A 17075-nucleotide genomic window follows, 5' to 3' on the forward strand; every position below is an offset into this window, starting at 1 on the left:
CCTTATTTTTTATCTTCTATTACACCTATTATATCTGTTCCTACCAATGAATCCCCTCTAAAACGTTCTTCAATTAATAACTTCACCTTATCTCCAACTTTTAAATTATTCTTTTCTAAGCTTTTATATAAATCAGACTTTTCGATTGGCTCCTCTTTATAAACTCTTTCCCTACCTTCACTATCAGTATATTCAATTTCTAAGTCCCATTCTTCATAATCGTATATTTTTTTCTTTTCCTTTACTTTTTTCGTTGTTCCATCTTCTTGTTTAACCTTTTTAGTAACTTCTTTTGTTTCCCATTTACCCTCTTCAAATTCCATTTCAGTAATAATACCTGTTGTTTCAAAGTTTTTAGAAGTAGATTTTACAAAAAATATAGAATATATGAAGTACACAGGAATTGCTATAATTACTATAGCTACAGCGATAATTATTAATGTATAAATTTTTTTCCCCATAATATATCCTTCCTTTAAACAATAATATATAATAGTCTAACAAAATAAGACATTTAAATCAATAAATCATTAAACTATCTACATTTTTATTGTATAATCATAAAAAATAAGCTATTGGAGGATATTATGAATTTAAAAGAAAAAATAAATAGCTTTCCAAAAACACCAGGTATATATCTTATGAAAGATAAAAATAACAATATAATATATGTAGGAAAATCAAAAAAGCTTCAAGATAGAATAAAAAGCTACTTTACAAATTCTAAAAATCACTCAAGAAAGATACAAAGAATGGTAAAGGGAATACATGATATAGAAATAATAAAAACAGACACAGAACTAGATGCACTATTACTAGAATGTGAGTATATAAAGAAAATAAAGCCAATGTACAATACTCTAATGAAAAACCATGAAAATTACTCATATATAAAAATAGATACAAATAAAGACTACCCATACCTTGAAGTAGCTGAAGAAATAGATGACAATAGTATATACTTTGGTCCATATACAAAGTTAAGTAACTTAGAAAAAATAAAAGAAATACTAAATGAAAACTATAAATTAAGAAGATGCAAAAAAATGAATAAGTGTATAAACTATGACTTAAATAAATGTATAGGACCTTGTAGAGAAAAAATATCTAAAGATGAATATGATAAAATAATAAAATTAGTAATAAGTGATTTAAAAGGCGAGAGCGATAATATACTTAGCATACTAAAAGATAATATGAATAAAGAAATAGAGAGTCTTAACTTTGAAAAAGCATCTAAGATAAAAGACGATATGGATAAGATAAAAAGTTTAATTAATAAGCAAAAAGTAATAAATAGTAGTATAGACAAAAATATAAAAATTGCATTAAATGAAGTTAGTGAGGATACTTATAAAATATATATTATCTATAGAGGAAAAATAATAAAATCAGAGATAGTTAAAAAAGATGTAATTGATAAAATTGACAAAGAAAAATATATAAAAGAGAATGTAGATGAAAAAAACTATATAAATGATGATTTTGATGAATGTGTAGATAAGTATGACTTAGATTTTATGAATATAATTTACAATTACATAAAATAGTTCGGATTTTAATTTAATTTTTGAAAAAAACATAAAAATATATATGAAAATACCAAAATATAACTAAAGTTCTATTAAAAATACAAACTTTTAAATAAAAATATTGATAAAAATTCAGTAATGATGTATAATTAATTCAAAATATAGATATATTATTCGTATAATATGGTGATATGGTCCATATGTTTCTACGAACTCGCCGTAAATGAGTTTGCTATGAATAGCTACACATACTTATAGACTAGATTTGTAAGATATATGTTCTATTCAATTAGAATATATATCTTTTTTTAAATTAAAATCTAGGAGGAAAGTATGATAGCACAAAAACAACAAAGTAAGGCATCTTTATCTTTTTTGGATAAAATATTTAAATACACTGAACGTGGATCAAATGCAAAAACTGAAGTAATAGGTGGAGTTACAACATTTTTAACTATGGCCTACATAGTATTTGTAAACCCTGCAATACTATCTGATGCAGGGATGGATAAATCAGCACTTATAACTGTAACAATACTTGCTACTGCTATTGGAACATTAATATTTGCATTTTTAGGTAATGCACCTTTTGCACTTGCACCAGGTATGGGGCTTAATGCATTTTTCACATATTCACTTGTTATTGGAGAAGGGGTTCACTGGACACAAGCTCTAGGAGTTGTATTTATATCTGGAACGATATTTTTAATTTTAGCAATAACTGGAGTTAGAAAATATATTGCAGATGCAATACCAAAAGAACTTAGCATAGCATCAGCTGCAGGTATTGGATTGTTTTTATCATTTGTAGGACTTAAAGGTATGGGAGTAATAGTTGGTAATCCTGATACATTAGTTGCTTTAGCTGATTTTACACCAACAGTTTTAATAGCTTTATTTGGACTTGTTTTAATGGGAATATTTGAAGTTAAAAAAGTTAAAGGTGGAATTTTAATAAGTATTATTGTAACAACTGTTTTATCTATAGTATTAGGATATGTAGAACTTCCTACATCTATAATTTCAGCTCCTCCAAGTATAGCACCAGTTGCCTTTAAACTTGATATATTAGGAGCACTTAAGTTTTCATTAATTGGACCAATATTTTCATTTATGTTTATAGATATGTTTGATTCTTTAGCATTTTTAATAAGTTGTTGTAAGCAAATGGGACTTGAAGATAAAGATGGTAACATAAAAGGATTATCAAGAATGTTATATGCAGATGTTACTTCTACTTTAATAGGTTCTATGCTTGGAACAAGTACTGTTACTACTTTTGGAGAATCAGCAGCAGGAATAGCAGCTGGTGCTAGAACAGGTCTTGCATCAGTAGTTACAGCTTCATTATTTTTAGTAACATTATTATTTACACCACTTTTAGGTGTAGTACCATCTTATGCTGCATCTCCAGCACTTGTAATGGTAGGAGTATTTATGTTTTCAAGTATTAGACAAGTTGACTTTAATGATAGCAAGATTGCTGTTAGTGCATTTGTTACAGTTTTATTAATGCCACTTACTTATAGCATTAGCATAGGATTATGTTTTGGATTTATTTCATACATTATAATGCATGTTGTTTCTAAGGAAACTGAAAAGATTAGCTTAACACTTTGGATAATAGGAGCATTATCTGTATTAAATTTAATGCTTAGTTAATATAATTAAATAAAATTAAAAGAGCTTCTTAAAATTTTAAATATTTTAAGAAGCTCTTTTATTATATAATAATTATTTGACTAAAGTAGATTGTAATGTGTATATTATATAAGTATTAAAATTACAATTAATAGCTTTAGGATAAGCTAAAAAAAGATAGTATATAGACTAGGAGAAACATAATGAATGGAACAACACATAAGTGTGGTGGAGTAGCACTAGCAACTCTTACAGTGGTAGCACTAGGGGGATTTAAAAATATATCAATAGAACAAGGTGTAATGTTAGTTACAGGAGCATCTTTTGGAGCATTACTACCAGATATAGACCATAAAGGTAGTGAGGTAGGTAAAAAACTAAAGCCAATATCTAAATTTGTAGCAAAGCATACAGAACACAGAGGATTTACACATACCTTAGTAGCAGCACTTATAGTAGCTATACTTTCCCTTGGTGGCATATATATACTTAAAAATTTCTATACTAAAGACATAACATCAAGAGTAGCAATAGGAATAATTAGTGGATTTTTAATATGGATAGCATTAGATACAGCACTAAACTCAATGAGACCTAAATTTGTACATAACAAAAAAATAAAAAAGTTATTAGATTTAGAATATCCATCTTTAATAGTGTTAATAGCTTTATGTACAATATTTTCTAATATGATTTATAATAGTTTAGACATATTTGCTTGGGGAGTGACTGTTGGATATATTAGCCATCTTCTTTTAGATATGCTAAACCCAACAGGTGTACCAATACTTTACCCATACAGTAAACATAGAATAAGTGTGGCAAATATTAAAACTGGTAAGCACGAAGGTATAGTAAGTGCAATTTGTAATATTATAACAATATTTTGTTTAATTATATTGTTTACTTAAAGTTTAATATAATATATAGATTATTATTTAAAAATATATAAAAGGTCTATGCCTAATTTATTGGGATAGACCTTTTATCTCGTATTAAAGAATACAATGTATGATATAATACAAAATAGTAAAAGGTAGTTAGGGGTGAATTCGTGATACTAGATAAAATAAATTCAAATGCAAAAAAAATAACTAATATAACTAGATGGAGTAGAGGACAAGAATACTATGAAATAGGAAATGTATACAACCTAAATATATTTATAGAAGGTAAATATATATGCATACATTCAATAGTAGAAGGATCTAAGGCATATATAGACTATAAAAATGAATTAGCTTTAAATCTAGAAAACTTAGCCCTTGAAGATACCTCTTGCACATGTGATGATTATATTAAAAATAAAAAGTCTAATAGTCATCCATATATGTGTAAACACTTAGTAGCAACATTTTTAGAAGCTATTTATGATATAAAACAATCAAAAGAAGAGTTTCCACTTGAAACTTTACATGAAAATATAAAAAGTATAGAAACAATAGATATAATAGAAAAGAAAACTCCACAAGATATGATACTTGAAAGTATAGAGACTGAAGAAAAAATAAATCTAGAGGTATTAATAGATACATCTACAAATCAACAATATGCAAAAGTTGAATTTAAGATAGGAAAAAATAAGATGTATGTTTTAAAAAGCCTAAGCGATTTTACAGAAGCTAGAAAATTTGGAAGTAGCATAACTTATGGAAAAGACTTTAAATATGAGCCTAAAAAACATACTTTTTCATCACAAGATGAGGCAATAGCTTCATATATAGATGAAATGGTAACTATAAACGAACAATTTAAAGTATTACAAAAAGATAAAGATCAAATAGAATTAGTAGAAGGAAAAATTTTAAATATAATTGGAGATTCTTTAAAAAGATTTTTAACTACTTTAGGAAATAAAAGAATTAAGATAAAAATAGATGACATAATATATGAACCTAATATACTTTATAAAGACTTACCAATATCTTTTAATATAGAAGATAAAAATGATAAATTAGTTATAAGTAGTGATGAAAATATGCCAATTCCTTTAAATGAAAAGGCAGATGTATTTTTCTACAATGGAGATATATACCTACCTTCAATAAATCAATATAGTTCATATAAACACTTTTATAAGCATTTAAAAGAAGATAATAGTATAAAATTTGATAAATCAAAAGTACAAGAAGTTATAACTAAAGTAATACCAAAGTTAGAACAAGCTAGTTTAAATGTATCAATTGATGAAAACATAAGTAAAAAGATAAGAAAAGATTTAAATACTAAGATTTACTTAGATAGAAAAAAAGATTTGATAATTCTTGATTTAAAATTTATATATGGCAATGAAAAAGAAAATAAAGATTACTATATAATAAGAGATGTTAACAAAGAAAATAATATAAAAGAAGTTTTAAATAATTTAAAATTTGAAGAAGAAACTGATAATAAATTTGTATTTGTAGGAAGTGAACTTGACTTATATATATTATTAAGCGATAAAATAAGAGAACTAAAAGAAATAGGTGAAGTTTATTATTCTGATAAGTTTAAATACAACATATTAAATCCAAATATAAATGCAAGTGTAAATGAAAATAAAGATAGAAAGTACTTAGAAATTAACTTTAATATTGAAAATGTTGATGAAAAAGAGTACAAAAAAATATTAAAAGCCTTTAAGGAAAAGAAGAGATTTTACAAGCTTAAAAATGATACTATAATAGATTTAAAAGATGATAAAGCACAAGAGTTTTTTAAACTATTAGATACATTAGTTGGTGATTTAACTAAAGATATAAGTAGTAGTAAGTTAAAGATAAATAATAACAAGGCTATATATTTAAATGAACTTTTAAAAAATGATGAATTAGAATTTATAAGTGGTAAAGAGTATTTAAAATCAATAGCAGATAAAATAAATACTATTAATAATATAGATATTAAAGTACCTAAAAATCTAAATGCAATATTAAGAGATTACCAAATAGATGGGTATAAGTGGCTTAATACTTTAAATCATTATGAGTTTGGTGGTATACTTGCAGATGAAATGGGACTTGGTAAAACTATACAAACAATATCTTTTTTACTTTCAAAGGAAAATAAAAAAAGTCTAATAATAACTCCAACTTCCCTAGTACATAACTGGAAGGATGAAATAGAAAACTTTGCTCCAAGTATGAAAGTACTAATTATGCATGGAGATAAAAATCAAAGAATTAAATTATTTAAGGAAATTAGTGAAGTAGATGTAGTACTTACTACATATTCAACTCTTAGAAATGATTTTGAGTATTATGAAAAAATGTATTTTGATTATTTAGTAATAGATGAAGCTCAAAATATAAAAAATCCATTTGCTAAAAACACAGAATGTGTTAAAAATATAAATGCAGGGGTTAAATTTGCTTTAACTGGAACACCTATTGAAAATAATTTAATAGAACTTTGGTCTATATTTGATTTTTTAATGCCAGGATATTTATTCAATAGAAGGTCTTTTGAAGAAAAATTTATAAAAGGCGATAATAAAAATATAGATGAACTTAAGAAAATGATAAATCCATTTATATTAAGAAGACTTAAAAAAGATGTTTTAGAAGAATTGCCAGAAAAAATTGAGAAGAAGTTCTTCGTTGAAATGAACAAACCTCAGAAAAAAGCATACACAGCACTTGTAAATGACATAAACAAAAAAAGGGAAAATGAAGAGTTCAAACAAGATAAAATAACTATATTTTCATATTTAACAAAGCTTAGACAGCTTTGTCTAGACCCATCTATACTAATAGAAGACTATAGTGGTGGAAGTTCTAAAATTGATGTTTGTTTAGAATTAATAAAAGAAAATATAAATGAAGGACATAAGATATTACTATTTTCTCAGTTTACATCAGTACTTAAAAATCTAGGAGATAGATTAGATAAAGAGAATATAAATTATTCTTATTTAGATGGTTCAACTAGTGCAAACAAGAGAATAAACCTTGTTAATGAATTTAATGAAGGTGATAAAAATAAGGTATTTTTAATATCCCTAAAAGCAGGAGGAACAGGTCTTAACTTAACAAGTGCAGATATTGTTATACATTTTGACCCTTGGTGGAATCCAGCTATTGAAGACCAAGCAACTGATAGAGCACATAGATTTGGTCAAAAAAATGTTGTAGAAGTCATAAAGATTATAGCTAAAGGAACTATTGAGGAAAAGATTATAAAGCTTCAAGATGATAAAAAAGATTTAATTGAAAATATTATAAGTGGTGATATGAATAACTCTTCATTATTATCTAGTTTACGTGAAGAGGATATTAATGAACTATTTAGTTTATAGATGAAACATTAAAGGAGGAACGAATTGTTCCTCCTTATTTAGTATGCTTAGTATTAAGGTATTGAAAAAGTTTGCACATAACAATATAATAAAGACATAAAAAGAGTCTATAAAATGTAAAAAGGATGTGTCACATTGAACAATACATTATCATTAGAAAAAATAATAAACATAGAATCATTCCAAAAAATACAAGATGATATAGCACAAGCTACAGGAATAGCTATAATAATGGTTAATTATGAGGGAAAGGCAATAACAAATCATAGTAATTGTACTAAATTTTGTTCTATGATTAGAAAAATAGATAGATATTCAGCCATTTGTGAAAAATGTGATTCAAGAGGTGGACTAGAATCTGTAAGAATGAAAAATTCATATATATATATATGCCATAAAGGTTTAGTAGACTTTGCTGCACCAATAATAGTTAGAGATCAATACTTAGGTGCTGTTATGGCTGGTCAAGTTCTACTTGAAGATAATGAAAATATCGAATTAGAAGAAATTGTACGGGTAAATAAAGACTTTGATAATTTAGGTGAAGATTTAAAAAAAGAGCTAGAAAAAGAATATAAAAACTTACCTGTTGTTAGTATTACGAAGATAAAAGCCATAGCACAAATGATGTTTCATATTAGTAACTATATAGTGGAAGAAGCAATTCTTAAGATGTCATTAAATGAAGCTAGCTATAAATTAAAAGAAGAAAATAAGAAAAAACAATTAGAAGAAGTGAATATAAAAATAGAAGAAGAAAATATAGATGAAAATGTTAATTTAAAGATTAACGAAGAAAATGAAATTAAGTCACCTATAATACAAGCTATTGAATATATTGATAATAATATAAATGAAAATATAACTTTGGATAAGATATCACTTGTTTGCAATTTAAGCCAATGTTACTTTAGTAAGTTGTTTAAAAAAGAAACTGGATTAAATTTTATAAACTACTTAAATTCTAAAAAAATATCTAAAGCAAAAGAATTACTAGTAAGTACAGATGAGCCAATTAATAACATAGCAATAAATCTTGGATTTGAAGATTGTGGTTATTTTATAAGAGTATTTAAAAAGTCAGAAAACATTACACCAAAAAAATATAGAGATTTACATATTAAAAATAGTTCTATTTAAATATAGGACTATTTTTTTATTCAAAAATATATAAAAGACAAAATAATCTTATTTAAATACATATAAATTGATAAAAAAATCACATATAAAGGCAAAATATTGTAATGGAATAAATATAAAAATAAGTTAAAATTATAACAAGTGAAACCGAGAAAACGATTTAACTAAGGGAGATGAGAATATGAAGTCAAAAAGATTTGAAGTTTTAGCTAAGCGCCCAGTAAATCAAGATGGTCTTATTGGAGAGTGGGCAGATGAAGGATTAATAGCAATGGGTAGCCCAAATGATCCAAAGCCTTCTATAAAGATAGAAAATGGTAAGGTAGTTGAGTTAGATAGTAAAAAAAGAGAAGATTTTGATATGATAGATAGATTTATAGCAGACTACGCTATAAATTTAGAAAAAGCAGAAGAATACATGAATTTAGATTCAGTTGAAATAGCTAAAAAATTAGTAGATATAAATGTTTCAAGAGAGGAAATAGTTGATATAAGTACAGCTATAACACCTGCTAAGATTGTTGAAGTTGTATCTCATATGAATGTTGTTGAGATGATGATGGCACTTCAAAAGACTAGAGCAAGAAAAACTCCGTCAAATCAATGCCATGTAACTAATCTAAAAGATAATCCAGTTCAAATAGCAGCAGATGCAGCAGAAGCAGCAAAAAGAGGATTTTCAGAACAAGAAACTACTGTTGCAATAGTTAGATATGCACCTTTTAATGCATTAGCTATACTTGTAGGTTCTCAAGTTGGCCGTGGAGGGATATTAACTCAATGTTCTGTTGAAGAAGCTACAGAACTTGACTTAGGAATGAGAGGTCTTACAAGTTATGCTGAAACAGTTTCAGTATATGGAACAGAGTCAGTATTTACAGATGGAGATGATACACCTTGGTCAAAAGCATTTTTAGCATCTGCTTATGCTTCGAGAGGATTAAAAATGAGATATACATCAGGTACAGGATCAGAAGCATTAATGGGATATGCAGAAGGTAAATCAATGCTTTATTTAGAAGCAAGATGTATATATATAACTAAAGGTGCTGGAGTTCAAGGACTTCAAAATGGAGCTGTTAGTTGTATAGGTATGACAGGAGCTGTTCCATCAGGAATAAGAGCTGTACTTGCAGAAAATCTAATTGCATCTATGTTAGATATAGAAGTAGCATCTGCAAATGATCAAACATTCTCACATTCTGATATAAGAAGAACTGCGAGAACTTTAATGCAAATGCTTCCAGGAACGGACTTTATATTCTCAGGATATAGTGCAGTTCCAAACTATGATAATATGTTCGCTGGATCAAACTTCGATGCAGAAGATTTTGATGACTATAATATACTTCAAAGAGATTTAATGGTAGATGGTGGACTTAGACCAGTAAGTGAAGAGGAAATAATAGCTATTAGAAATAAAGCAGCAAAAGCTATACAAGCAGTATTTAAGGAATTAGGATTCCCTGATGTAACTGATGAAGAGGTAGAAGCTGCAACTTATGCACATGGAAGTAAAGATATGCCAGAAAGAAACATAGTTGAAGATTTAAAAGCAGCAGAAGAAATGTTAAAAAATAAAATAACTGGACTTGATATAGTTAAAGCATTAAGTAAACATGGATTTGATGATGTTGCAAATAATGTATTAAACATGCTTAAGCAAAGAGTTACAGGTGATTATTTACAAACATCAGCTATATTAGATGAAAACTTTGATGTTATAAGTGCCGTTAATGACATTAATGACTATAAAGGTCCTGGAACAGGATATAGATTAAGCGAAGAAAGATGGAATGAAATAAAGAATATACCTAATGTAATAAAACCAGAAGATATAGATTAAGGAGTTGATATAGATGGATAAGTTTATAATGCCAACTCTTCAAATAGAAGAAATGGGAGAAGCTAGTGTTGGAACAAGATCAGATGAAGTAGTTATAGGGATAGGACCTGCATTTTTAAAATATCAAACTAAAACTATAGTTAATATAAAACATGATGAAGTATTAAGAGAACTTATAGCAGGTATAGAAGAAGAGGGATTACATGCTCGTGTTGTTAGAATACTAAGAACCTCTGATGTCTCATTTATGGCAAATGATGCTGCTAAATTAAGTGGTTCAGGAATTGGTATAGGTATTCAATCAAAAGGAACAACAGTTATACATCAAAAGGATTTACTTCCACTAAACAATGTAGAACTTTTTCCACAAGCACCTCTTTTAGATTTAGATACTTTTAGAGCAATAGGAAAAAATGCAGCAAAATACGCAAAGGGAGAATCACCAAATCCAGTACCAACTAAAAATGATCAAATGGCTAGACCTAAGTTTATGGCAATAGCTGCATTACTTCATATAAAAGAAACGAAACATATTATAGAAAATAAAAAACCAAATGAGATAAAAGTTAAATTCTAATTATAGAAAGGAGAAATTTCATGCAAAAAAATAGAATAACACCTAAGGATTATCCTTTAGCAACTAAGATACCAAATCTTATAAAGACTCCAACAGGTAAAAAACTAGAAGATATAACATTAGAAAGTGTTATGTCACAAGATATAAAGCCTGAAGATATAAGAATATCTAAAGAAACTTTAGAAATGCAAGCTCAAATAGCTGAAGGAATGAATAGAAATGCAATAGCAAGAAATTTTAGAAGAGCAGGTGAACTTATAAGTGTTCCTGATGAAAGAATATTAGAAATATATAATGCATTAAGACCTTTTAGATCTACAAAAGAAGAATTACTTGAAATAGCTGATGAACTTGAAAACATTTACAATGCTAAAGTAAATGCAGACTTTATAAGAGAAGCGGCAGAGGTTTATGAAGTAAGAAAAAAACTAAGAATAGAATAATAAATAAAAGGATGTAAGCAAAATGAAAATAATAGCAGGTGTAGACATTGGAAATGCTACTACTGAAGTAGCACTTGCAAAAGTTTATGATGATAAAGTAGATTTTATTTCTAGTAGTATCGTCCCAACTAGTGGAATAAAAGGAACAAAAGAGAATATAAATGGTGTAATTTCATCTTTAAATATTGCTCTTAATAATGCAAAGCTAAAAATGGAAGATTTAGATTTAGTAAAAATAAATGAAGCAGCTCCAGTTATAGGAGATGTAGCTATGGAAACTATAACTGAAACTATAATAACTGAATCAACTATGATAGGGCATAACCCAGCTACACCTGGTGGAGAAGGTTTAGGTATAGGTAAAACCATAGATATAAGAGATTTAGAAAATTTAGAAGATATAGATTTAAAAGAAAGTTATATTCCTCTTGTGTTAGAAGATATAAATTTTTTAGAAGCATCATATAGAATAAATTTTGCAGTTGAAAGAGGAATAAATATAACTGGTGCCATTGTTCAAAGAGATGATGCAGTATTAATAAATAATAGGTTAGATAAAAAAATACCAATAGTAGATGAAGTAACTCTACTTGAAAAAGTACCTATAGGCATGCTATGTGCAGTTGAAGTTGCTATGCAAGGAAAGGTTATAGATAAGTTGTCAAATCCTTATGGAATAGCGACTGTGTTTAATTTAACTTCTGAAGAAACTAAGATGATTGTTCCTATATCTAGAGCCCTTATAGGAAATAGATCTGCAGTAGTTATAAAGACTCCTAAAGGGGATGTTAAGGAGAAAAAAATTCCTGCTGGTAAGATAATTATCGAAGGGGAAAGAAGAAAAGAAATAGTTGATGTTGACCAAGGTGCTAAGAAGATAATGGATGGAGTTAATTTAAGTTTACCAGTTTGTGATATAAAAGGTGAAGCTGGAACTAATGCAGGTGGAATGATTGAAAGAGTAAGGCAAGTAATGAGTGAGCTTACTAATCAAAACATATCAGATATAAAGATTCAAGATTTATTAGCGGTAGATACATTTACTCCACAAAACGTAAAAGGTGGACTTGCAAAAGAGTTTTCAATGGAAAATGCTGTAGGAATAGCAGTTATGGTTAAAGCAGATAAACTCCAAATGCAAATGATAGCAGATGAACTTGAAGAAAAGCTAAAGATAAAAGTAGAAGTTGGTGGAGTAGAAGCTGACGTTGCTATAAAAGGAGCATTAACAACTCCAGGTACTAGCGTACCTCTTGCAATACTTGATATGGGAGCAGGTTCAACGGATGCTTCTATAATGAACAATAAAGGTGAAGTTAAATCAATACATTTAGCAGGTGCAGGAAATATGGTAACTATGCTTATAAAATCAGAACTTGGCCTTGAAGATTTTTCAACAGCTGAAGATATAAAGAAGTATTCTTTAGCAAAGGTAGAATCGCTATTTAATATAAGGCATGAAGATGGAAGTGTGGAATTTTTTGAAAAACCACTAGACCCATCAGTCTTTGCAAAAGTTGTAATTATAAAAGACAATGAATTGATTCCTATAGATGGTCAAAATTCAGTTGAAAAAATAAAAAATATAAGAAGATTAGCTAAAGAAAAAGTGTTTGTTACTAACTGTCTAAGATCACTTAGTATAGTGTCTCCTACAGGCAATATTAGAGATATTGAATTTGTAGTATTAGTTGGAGGCTCATCCCTAGACTTTGAAGTACCACAACTTATAACTGATGCACTATCTCACTATGGGGTTGTAGCAGGTAGAGGAAATATAAGAGGAATAGAAGGTCCAAGAAATGCAGTAGCAACAGGACTTATATTAGCATCTAAATAAGGAGCAAGCTATGATTATAAAGAGTTATGATTTAGATACACCTAGTATATATGTATATCATTCAGCTGATACAGATATAGATGAATTTAAGGAAGTTTTGTGGGGTATAGAAGAAGAAGGAATTCCGTATATAGTAAAAAAAATGAAATTTAATAACTGTGAAACTTTAAGCCATGAAGCATCTTTAAAATCTAGGTTGTCTGTAGGAATTGGTATAAATAAAGAAAAGATAATCTTAACAACTAATAAATTAAAAAAAGATAGACCATTATTTTGTATAGATTTTAATCAAGAATTAAGATCATTTAGAAACCTAGGAGCTAACGGAGCAAGATTAGTTAAAGGAATTGAACTTAAGAAAATATAAAGAGGTGATATTGCTTGAAAAAATTAAATGAATATAAAGAATTAAGCTTAGAAATAGTTAAAGAAATGGCTAAAGCAGCAGAAAAAAAAGCTTTAGAAATAAATGTACCTGTAGTATTTTCAGCAGTTGATAAAGGTGCAAACCTTATGTTAATGCATAGAATGGAAGATGCTTTTATAACAAGTATAGAAATCTCAATAAACAAAGCATTTACATCTGCTTGTTTAAGACAAGGAACTCATGAGATAAGTGAAGTTGTTCAACCAGGAGAATCTTTATATGGACTTCAACTTACAAACAATGCTAGGATAGTTCCTTTTGGTGGAGGTCTACCAATTGTAGTAGATGGACAAGTTGTAGGAGCTGTAGGTGTAAGTGGAGGATCAGTAGAAGAAGATAGATTAATAGCACAAGCTGCTGTTGATGCTTTTCATAAAGTTAATAGCTAATAACATAAGACAAGCAGTTGATATTTGTGAGAATTTATAAGCTAGAATAAATATGGCTTATGTATCATTATTAGCTAGTATTATCCCCCTTCAGAAATGAGGGGGGAATTTAATGGGAGAAATATTATGGATTTAAGATTTTTTGCAGAATTAGTAGGAACGATGATATTAGTATTACTAGGAGACGGAGTTGTAGCTAATGTAATACTTAAAAAAACAAAAGGTGTAAATGGTGGAATAATATCTATAACAGCTGGGTGGGCATTTGCAGTTACCATACCAGTATTTATGTTTGGTAATATAAGTGGAGCTCATTTTAATCCAGCAGTAACATTAGCTCTTGCATCTATTGGAAAGTTTCCGTGGGAAGATGTTCCAATGTATTTAATAGCACAATTTATAGGAGCATTTATAGGAGCTTCATTAGTATTAATTTCTTATTATGATCATTTTAAATTAACTGAAGATAAAAGTATTAAATTAGGTGTATTTTGTACAGCTCCAGAAGTTAGAAACTTAAAGTCAAACTTTATAACTGAATTTATAGGAACTTTTATATTAATGTTTGCAATATTAGGTATAGGAGCATATCCATTAGCTGAAGGAATAAGTCCGATTGCAGTAGGTATAGTAGTATGGGGCATAGGTTTAAGTTTAGGAGGACCTACAGGATATGCTATAAATCCAGCTAGAGATTTAGGGCCAAGACTTGCACATTTTATACTACCAGTTCCAAATAAAGGAGATTCTGACTGGCAATATGCTCCAATACCAGTTATAGCACCTATATGTGGAGCTATAGTTTCAGCATTTATTTACAATATGATATTTTAATGTTAAATATATATGTATATACTAAAATAAATGTTGCATTAGCAATAAAAATAAACTAAATAATGCTTAATATAACTTTGCAAATAATATTAATTTAAACAAAAGCCATATATAAGTAGAAATATATTCATACTTATATATGGCTTTTTATATGAAAATAACAGTGGTACCACTACTACTTAAAACTTATATATATGTGGTACTTTAAATAAAGTTCATTTAATCATATAATCTTAATATAAACAAGAAAAGAACTAATTGACATATAGGAGATGGATAAAATGATGAAAGTTGGAGTTATAATGGGTGGTGTATCTTCAGAAAGAGAAATATCACTAAAATCAGGAAGAGGAATACTAGGTAGCATAGATAAAAATAAATATGAAGTAGTAGAAGTAATATTAGATTCAAAACAAGATATATTTGAAAAAGCAAAAGGATTAGACTTTGCACTACTTGCACTACATGGAGAATTTGGAGAAGACGGAACAGTTCAAGCAATACTTGAAGCAATGGATATACCATACTCAGGATGTGGACCTTTAACTAGTGGTTTATGTATGGATAAAAACATGAGTAAAAAAATATTAAAAGAAGGAAATATACCAACAGCTCCTTGGACTACTGTAAAAGACTTAGATAAAATAGATTACGATAAAATAGAAGAAATAGGTTATCCTTTATTTATAAAGCCAAATAGCGGAGGTTCTAGTGTAGCAACATTTTTAATAAAAGATAAAAGTGAAATATATGATGCAGTTAAAGAAGTATTAAAGTATGACAAAGAAGCCATGATAGAAAAATATATAAAAGGTGAAGAATACACTTCATTTATATTAAATGGAGAAGTATTCCCTACAATATCTATAAAAACAGAAAATGAATTCTTTGACTATGAAGCTAAATACTCACAAGATGGAAAAGGTGCAAAAGAAGAAGTAGTATACTTAGATAAAGATTTACAAGAGAAAGTAAATGAAGTTTCTAAAAAATGTTGGGATGCTTTTAATTGTAGAGTTTATGTAAGAGTTGATGTTATAATAAGTGAAGGAGTACCTTACGTTTTAGAACTTAATACATTACCAGGAATGACAGCTACTAGCTTAATACCTCAAAGTGCAAAAGCAAGAGGTATAGAGTATAGTGAGTTAATAGATAAAATAATAGAATATTCACTAGCTTAAAAGTAATTAATAAAATTTTATAAATTCTAAAACTACAAGGAGGAACGAATCGTTCCTCCTATATTTGTTATCTAAACAAAAACTAAATAAGGAGAAAAGTAAATGATAGAAATTTTAATAACTAGTCTTGAAAATTTATTTGCAGTTTTAGGTACTTTTATAGTTTTTGGCCTTATATTTAATGTAATTCAAACTATAAATGAAAGACTTATAGTATCTACATTTGGATTTAAAGGACTAGTAGTTACAGGATATATAGGAACGGTAGTACATGAGTTAAGTCATATGATAATGGCAAAAATATTTAATCATAAAATAGTGGATTTTAAATTATTTAGACCTAAAAAAGCACTTTTAGATGGAGTATTTGGATACGTTAAGCACTCTTATAAATCAAATAGTTTGTATCAAAGGGTAGGAGACTTTTTTATAGGAATAGCACCTATGATATTTGGAACAGCTTTAATATGGTTAATAATGATGGTTTTAACTCCTAATACTTACAATGAACTTATAAACAATATAAATGTTATAGAGTATTTAAATAGCCTAAATAATATAGATATAAATAGTATAATAAATATTTTATTATTACAAACAAAAGTAATAATAGACAGTATGTTTTTAACTAAAGATATTTTTAGTATTAGTCATATAATAATGCTTATATTAGTTTACTTTATTTCAACTCATATGACATTAAGTAAAAAAGACATACAAGGAAGCTTAAATGGGTTAGTTATATGCTACATTATATCTATAATTCTAACTATAATTAGTACAATATTTAAAAATGAAAGTATTTTTTTATTAGATTTAATTATAAAATTTAACATATATACAATATCTTTTTTAATGATTGGACTAATATTTTCAATAGTTACATTAGTTATAACTTTTCTTTTAAATAGGATTTTAAATAATTATTAAGATAGAGGTGATA

At 27.6% G+C, this 17075-nt stretch carries 15 protein-coding genes and 1 riboswitch; of the genes, 14 read left to right on the forward strand and 1 reads right to left on the reverse strand.

Going from position 1 to position 17075, the window contains the following annotated elements; all coding sequences use genetic code 11:
* Positions 1 to 2: 2 nt before the first annotated feature.
* Entirely contained in the window at positions 3 to 461 is a 459-nt protein-coding gene (locus tag I2H23_RS02745) for a hypothetical protein (protein WP_092926353.1), read from the reverse strand.
* Between the two features lie 126 nt (positions 462 to 587).
* Between I2H23_RS02745 and I2H23_RS02750 the strand changes: the two genes are divergently transcribed.
* The 14 genes from I2H23_RS02750 (at position 588) to I2H23_RS02815 (ending at position 17062) form a co-directional block, all read left to right on the forward strand.
* Positions 588 to 1550, forward strand: coding sequence for a GIY-YIG nuclease family protein (locus I2H23_RS02750; protein ID WP_195581015.1), 963 nt, complete (start codon positions 588 to 590; stop codon positions 1548 to 1550).
* Between the two features lie 136 nt (positions 1551 to 1686).
* Positions 1687 to 1787: riboswitch (purine riboswitch) on the forward strand.
* Positions 1788 to 1865: 78 nt separating this feature from the next.
* Complete coding sequence (locus I2H23_RS02755) at positions 1866 to 3194, forward strand: NCS2 family permease (RefSeq protein ID WP_092926351.1); 1329 nt, start codon at positions 1866 to 1868, stop codon at positions 3192 to 3194.
* A 182-nt stretch (positions 3195 to 3376) separates the two neighbouring features.
* The gene (locus I2H23_RS02760) at positions 3377 to 4084 is read left to right on the forward strand and encodes a metal-dependent hydrolase (RefSeq protein WP_195237061.1); all 708 of its coding nucleotides are present in this window, start codon (positions 3377 to 3379) and stop codon (positions 4082 to 4084) included.
* 143 nt (positions 4085 to 4227) lie between these two features.
* On the forward strand, positions 4228 to 7452 hold the full coding sequence (locus tag I2H23_RS15430) for a DEAD/DEAH box helicase (protein WP_195581016.1): 3225 nt from the start codon (positions 4228 to 4230) through the stop codon (positions 7450 to 7452).
* A gap of 135 nt (positions 7453 to 7587) precedes the next feature.
* The gene (locus I2H23_RS02770; RefSeq protein ID WP_243248174.1) at positions 7588 to 8592 is read left to right on the forward strand and encodes a PocR ligand-binding domain-containing protein; all 1005 of its coding nucleotides are present in this window, start codon (positions 7588 to 7590) and stop codon (positions 8590 to 8592) included.
* A 181-nt stretch (positions 8593 to 8773) separates the two neighbouring features.
* Positions 8774 to 10438 carry a propanediol/glycerol family dehydratase large subunit gene (locus I2H23_RS02775; RefSeq protein WP_166505226.1) on the forward strand — a complete coding sequence of 555 codons (1665 nt, stop codon included), beginning with the start codon at positions 8774 to 8776 and terminating at the stop codon, positions 10436 to 10438.
* Between the two features lie 13 nt (positions 10439 to 10451).
* Positions 10452 to 11015, forward strand: coding sequence for a propanediol/glycerol family dehydratase medium subunit (locus I2H23_RS02780; protein WP_092926344.1), 564 nt, complete (start codon positions 10452 to 10454; stop codon positions 11013 to 11015).
* A 20-nt stretch (positions 11016 to 11035) separates the two neighbouring features.
* Positions 11036 to 11458: a diol dehydratase small subunit gene (locus I2H23_RS02785; protein ID WP_092926342.1), complete on the forward strand. Its 423-nt coding sequence runs from the start codon at positions 11036 to 11038 to the stop codon at positions 11456 to 11458.
* 22 nt (positions 11459 to 11480) lie between these two features.
* Positions 11481 to 13298 (forward strand): diol dehydratase reactivase subunit alpha, encoded by a 1818-nt coding sequence (locus tag I2H23_RS02790; RefSeq protein ID WP_092926340.1) that lies wholly within the window; start codon positions 11481 to 11483, stop codon positions 13296 to 13298.
* Positions 13299 to 13308: 10 nt separating this feature from the next.
* Positions 13309 to 13665 (forward strand): glycerol dehydratase reactivase beta/small subunit family protein, encoded by a 357-nt coding sequence (locus tag I2H23_RS02795; RefSeq protein WP_207741684.1) that lies wholly within the window; start codon positions 13309 to 13311, stop codon positions 13663 to 13665.
* Between the two features lie 14 nt (positions 13666 to 13679).
* A complete protein-coding gene (locus tag I2H23_RS02800; RefSeq protein ID WP_092926338.1) occupies positions 13680 to 14114 on the forward strand; it encodes a GlcG/HbpS family heme-binding protein in 435 nt (144 codons plus the stop codon).
* 126 nt (positions 14115 to 14240) lie between these two features.
* Complete coding sequence (locus I2H23_RS02805) at positions 14241 to 14948, forward strand: MIP/aquaporin family protein (RefSeq protein WP_166505228.1); 708 nt, start codon at positions 14241 to 14243, stop codon at positions 14946 to 14948.
* Positions 14949 to 15232: 284 nt separating this feature from the next.
* Positions 15233 to 16132 (forward strand): D-alanine--D-alanine ligase, encoded by a 900-nt coding sequence (locus tag I2H23_RS02810; RefSeq protein ID WP_166506240.1) that lies wholly within the window; start codon positions 15233 to 15235, stop codon positions 16130 to 16132.
* Between the two features lie 102 nt (positions 16133 to 16234).
* Positions 16235 to 17062 carry a hypothetical protein gene (locus I2H23_RS02815; RefSeq protein WP_195581017.1) on the forward strand — a complete coding sequence of 276 codons (828 nt, stop codon included), beginning with the start codon at positions 16235 to 16237 and terminating at the stop codon, positions 17060 to 17062.
* Positions 17063 to 17075: the final 13 nt, after the last annotated feature.

This window comes from Romboutsia sp. BSD2780061687b_171204_C1 (assembly GCF_015560225.1).
Classification (GTDB): Bacteria; Bacillota; Clostridia; order Peptostreptococcales; family Peptostreptococcaceae; genus Romboutsia_C; species Romboutsia_C hominis.

Bases quoted from the DNA above. Each gene is read 5' to 3' on its own strand.
- I2H23_RS02745 (WP_092926353.1), bottom strand. From the start codon at position 461: ATGGGGAAAAAAATTTATACATTAATAATTATCGCTGTAGCTATAGTA.
- I2H23_RS02810 (WP_166506240.1), top strand. From the start codon at position 15,233: ATGAAAGTTGGAGTTATAATGGGTGGTGTATCTTCAGAAAGAGAAATA.
- I2H23_RS02815 (WP_195581017.1), top strand. From the start codon at position 16,235: ATGATAGAAATTTTAATAACTAGTCTTGAAAATTTATTTGCAGTTTTA.
- I2H23_RS02775 (WP_166505226.1), top strand. From the start codon at position 8,774: ATGAAGTCAAAAAGATTTGAAGTTTTAGCTAAGCGCCCAGTAAATCAA.
- I2H23_RS02785 (WP_092926342.1), top strand. From the start codon at position 11,036: ATGCAAAAAAATAGAATAACACCTAAGGATTATCCTTTAGCAACTAAG.
- I2H23_RS02750 (WP_195581015.1), top strand. From the start codon at position 588: ATGAATTTAAAAGAAAAAATAAATAGCTTTCCAAAAACACCAGGTATA.
- I2H23_RS02805 (WP_166505228.1), top strand. From the start codon at position 14,241: ATGGATTTAAGATTTTTTGCAGAATTAGTAGGAACGATGATATTAGTA.
- I2H23_RS02755 (WP_092926351.1), top strand. From the start codon at position 1,866: ATGATAGCACAAAAACAACAAAGTAAGGCATCTTTATCTTTTTTGGAT.
- I2H23_RS02795 (WP_207741684.1), top strand. From the start codon at position 13,309: ATGATTATAAAGAGTTATGATTTAGATACACCTAGTATATATGTATAT.
- I2H23_RS02760 (WP_195237061.1), top strand. From the start codon at position 3,377: ATGAATGGAACAACACATAAGTGTGGTGGAGTAGCACTAGCAACTCTT.
- I2H23_RS02780 (WP_092926344.1), top strand. From the start codon at position 10,452: ATGGATAAGTTTATAATGCCAACTCTTCAAATAGAAGAAATGGGAGAA.
- I2H23_RS02790 (WP_092926340.1), top strand. From the start codon at position 11,481: ATGAAAATAATAGCAGGTGTAGACATTGGAAATGCTACTACTGAAGTA.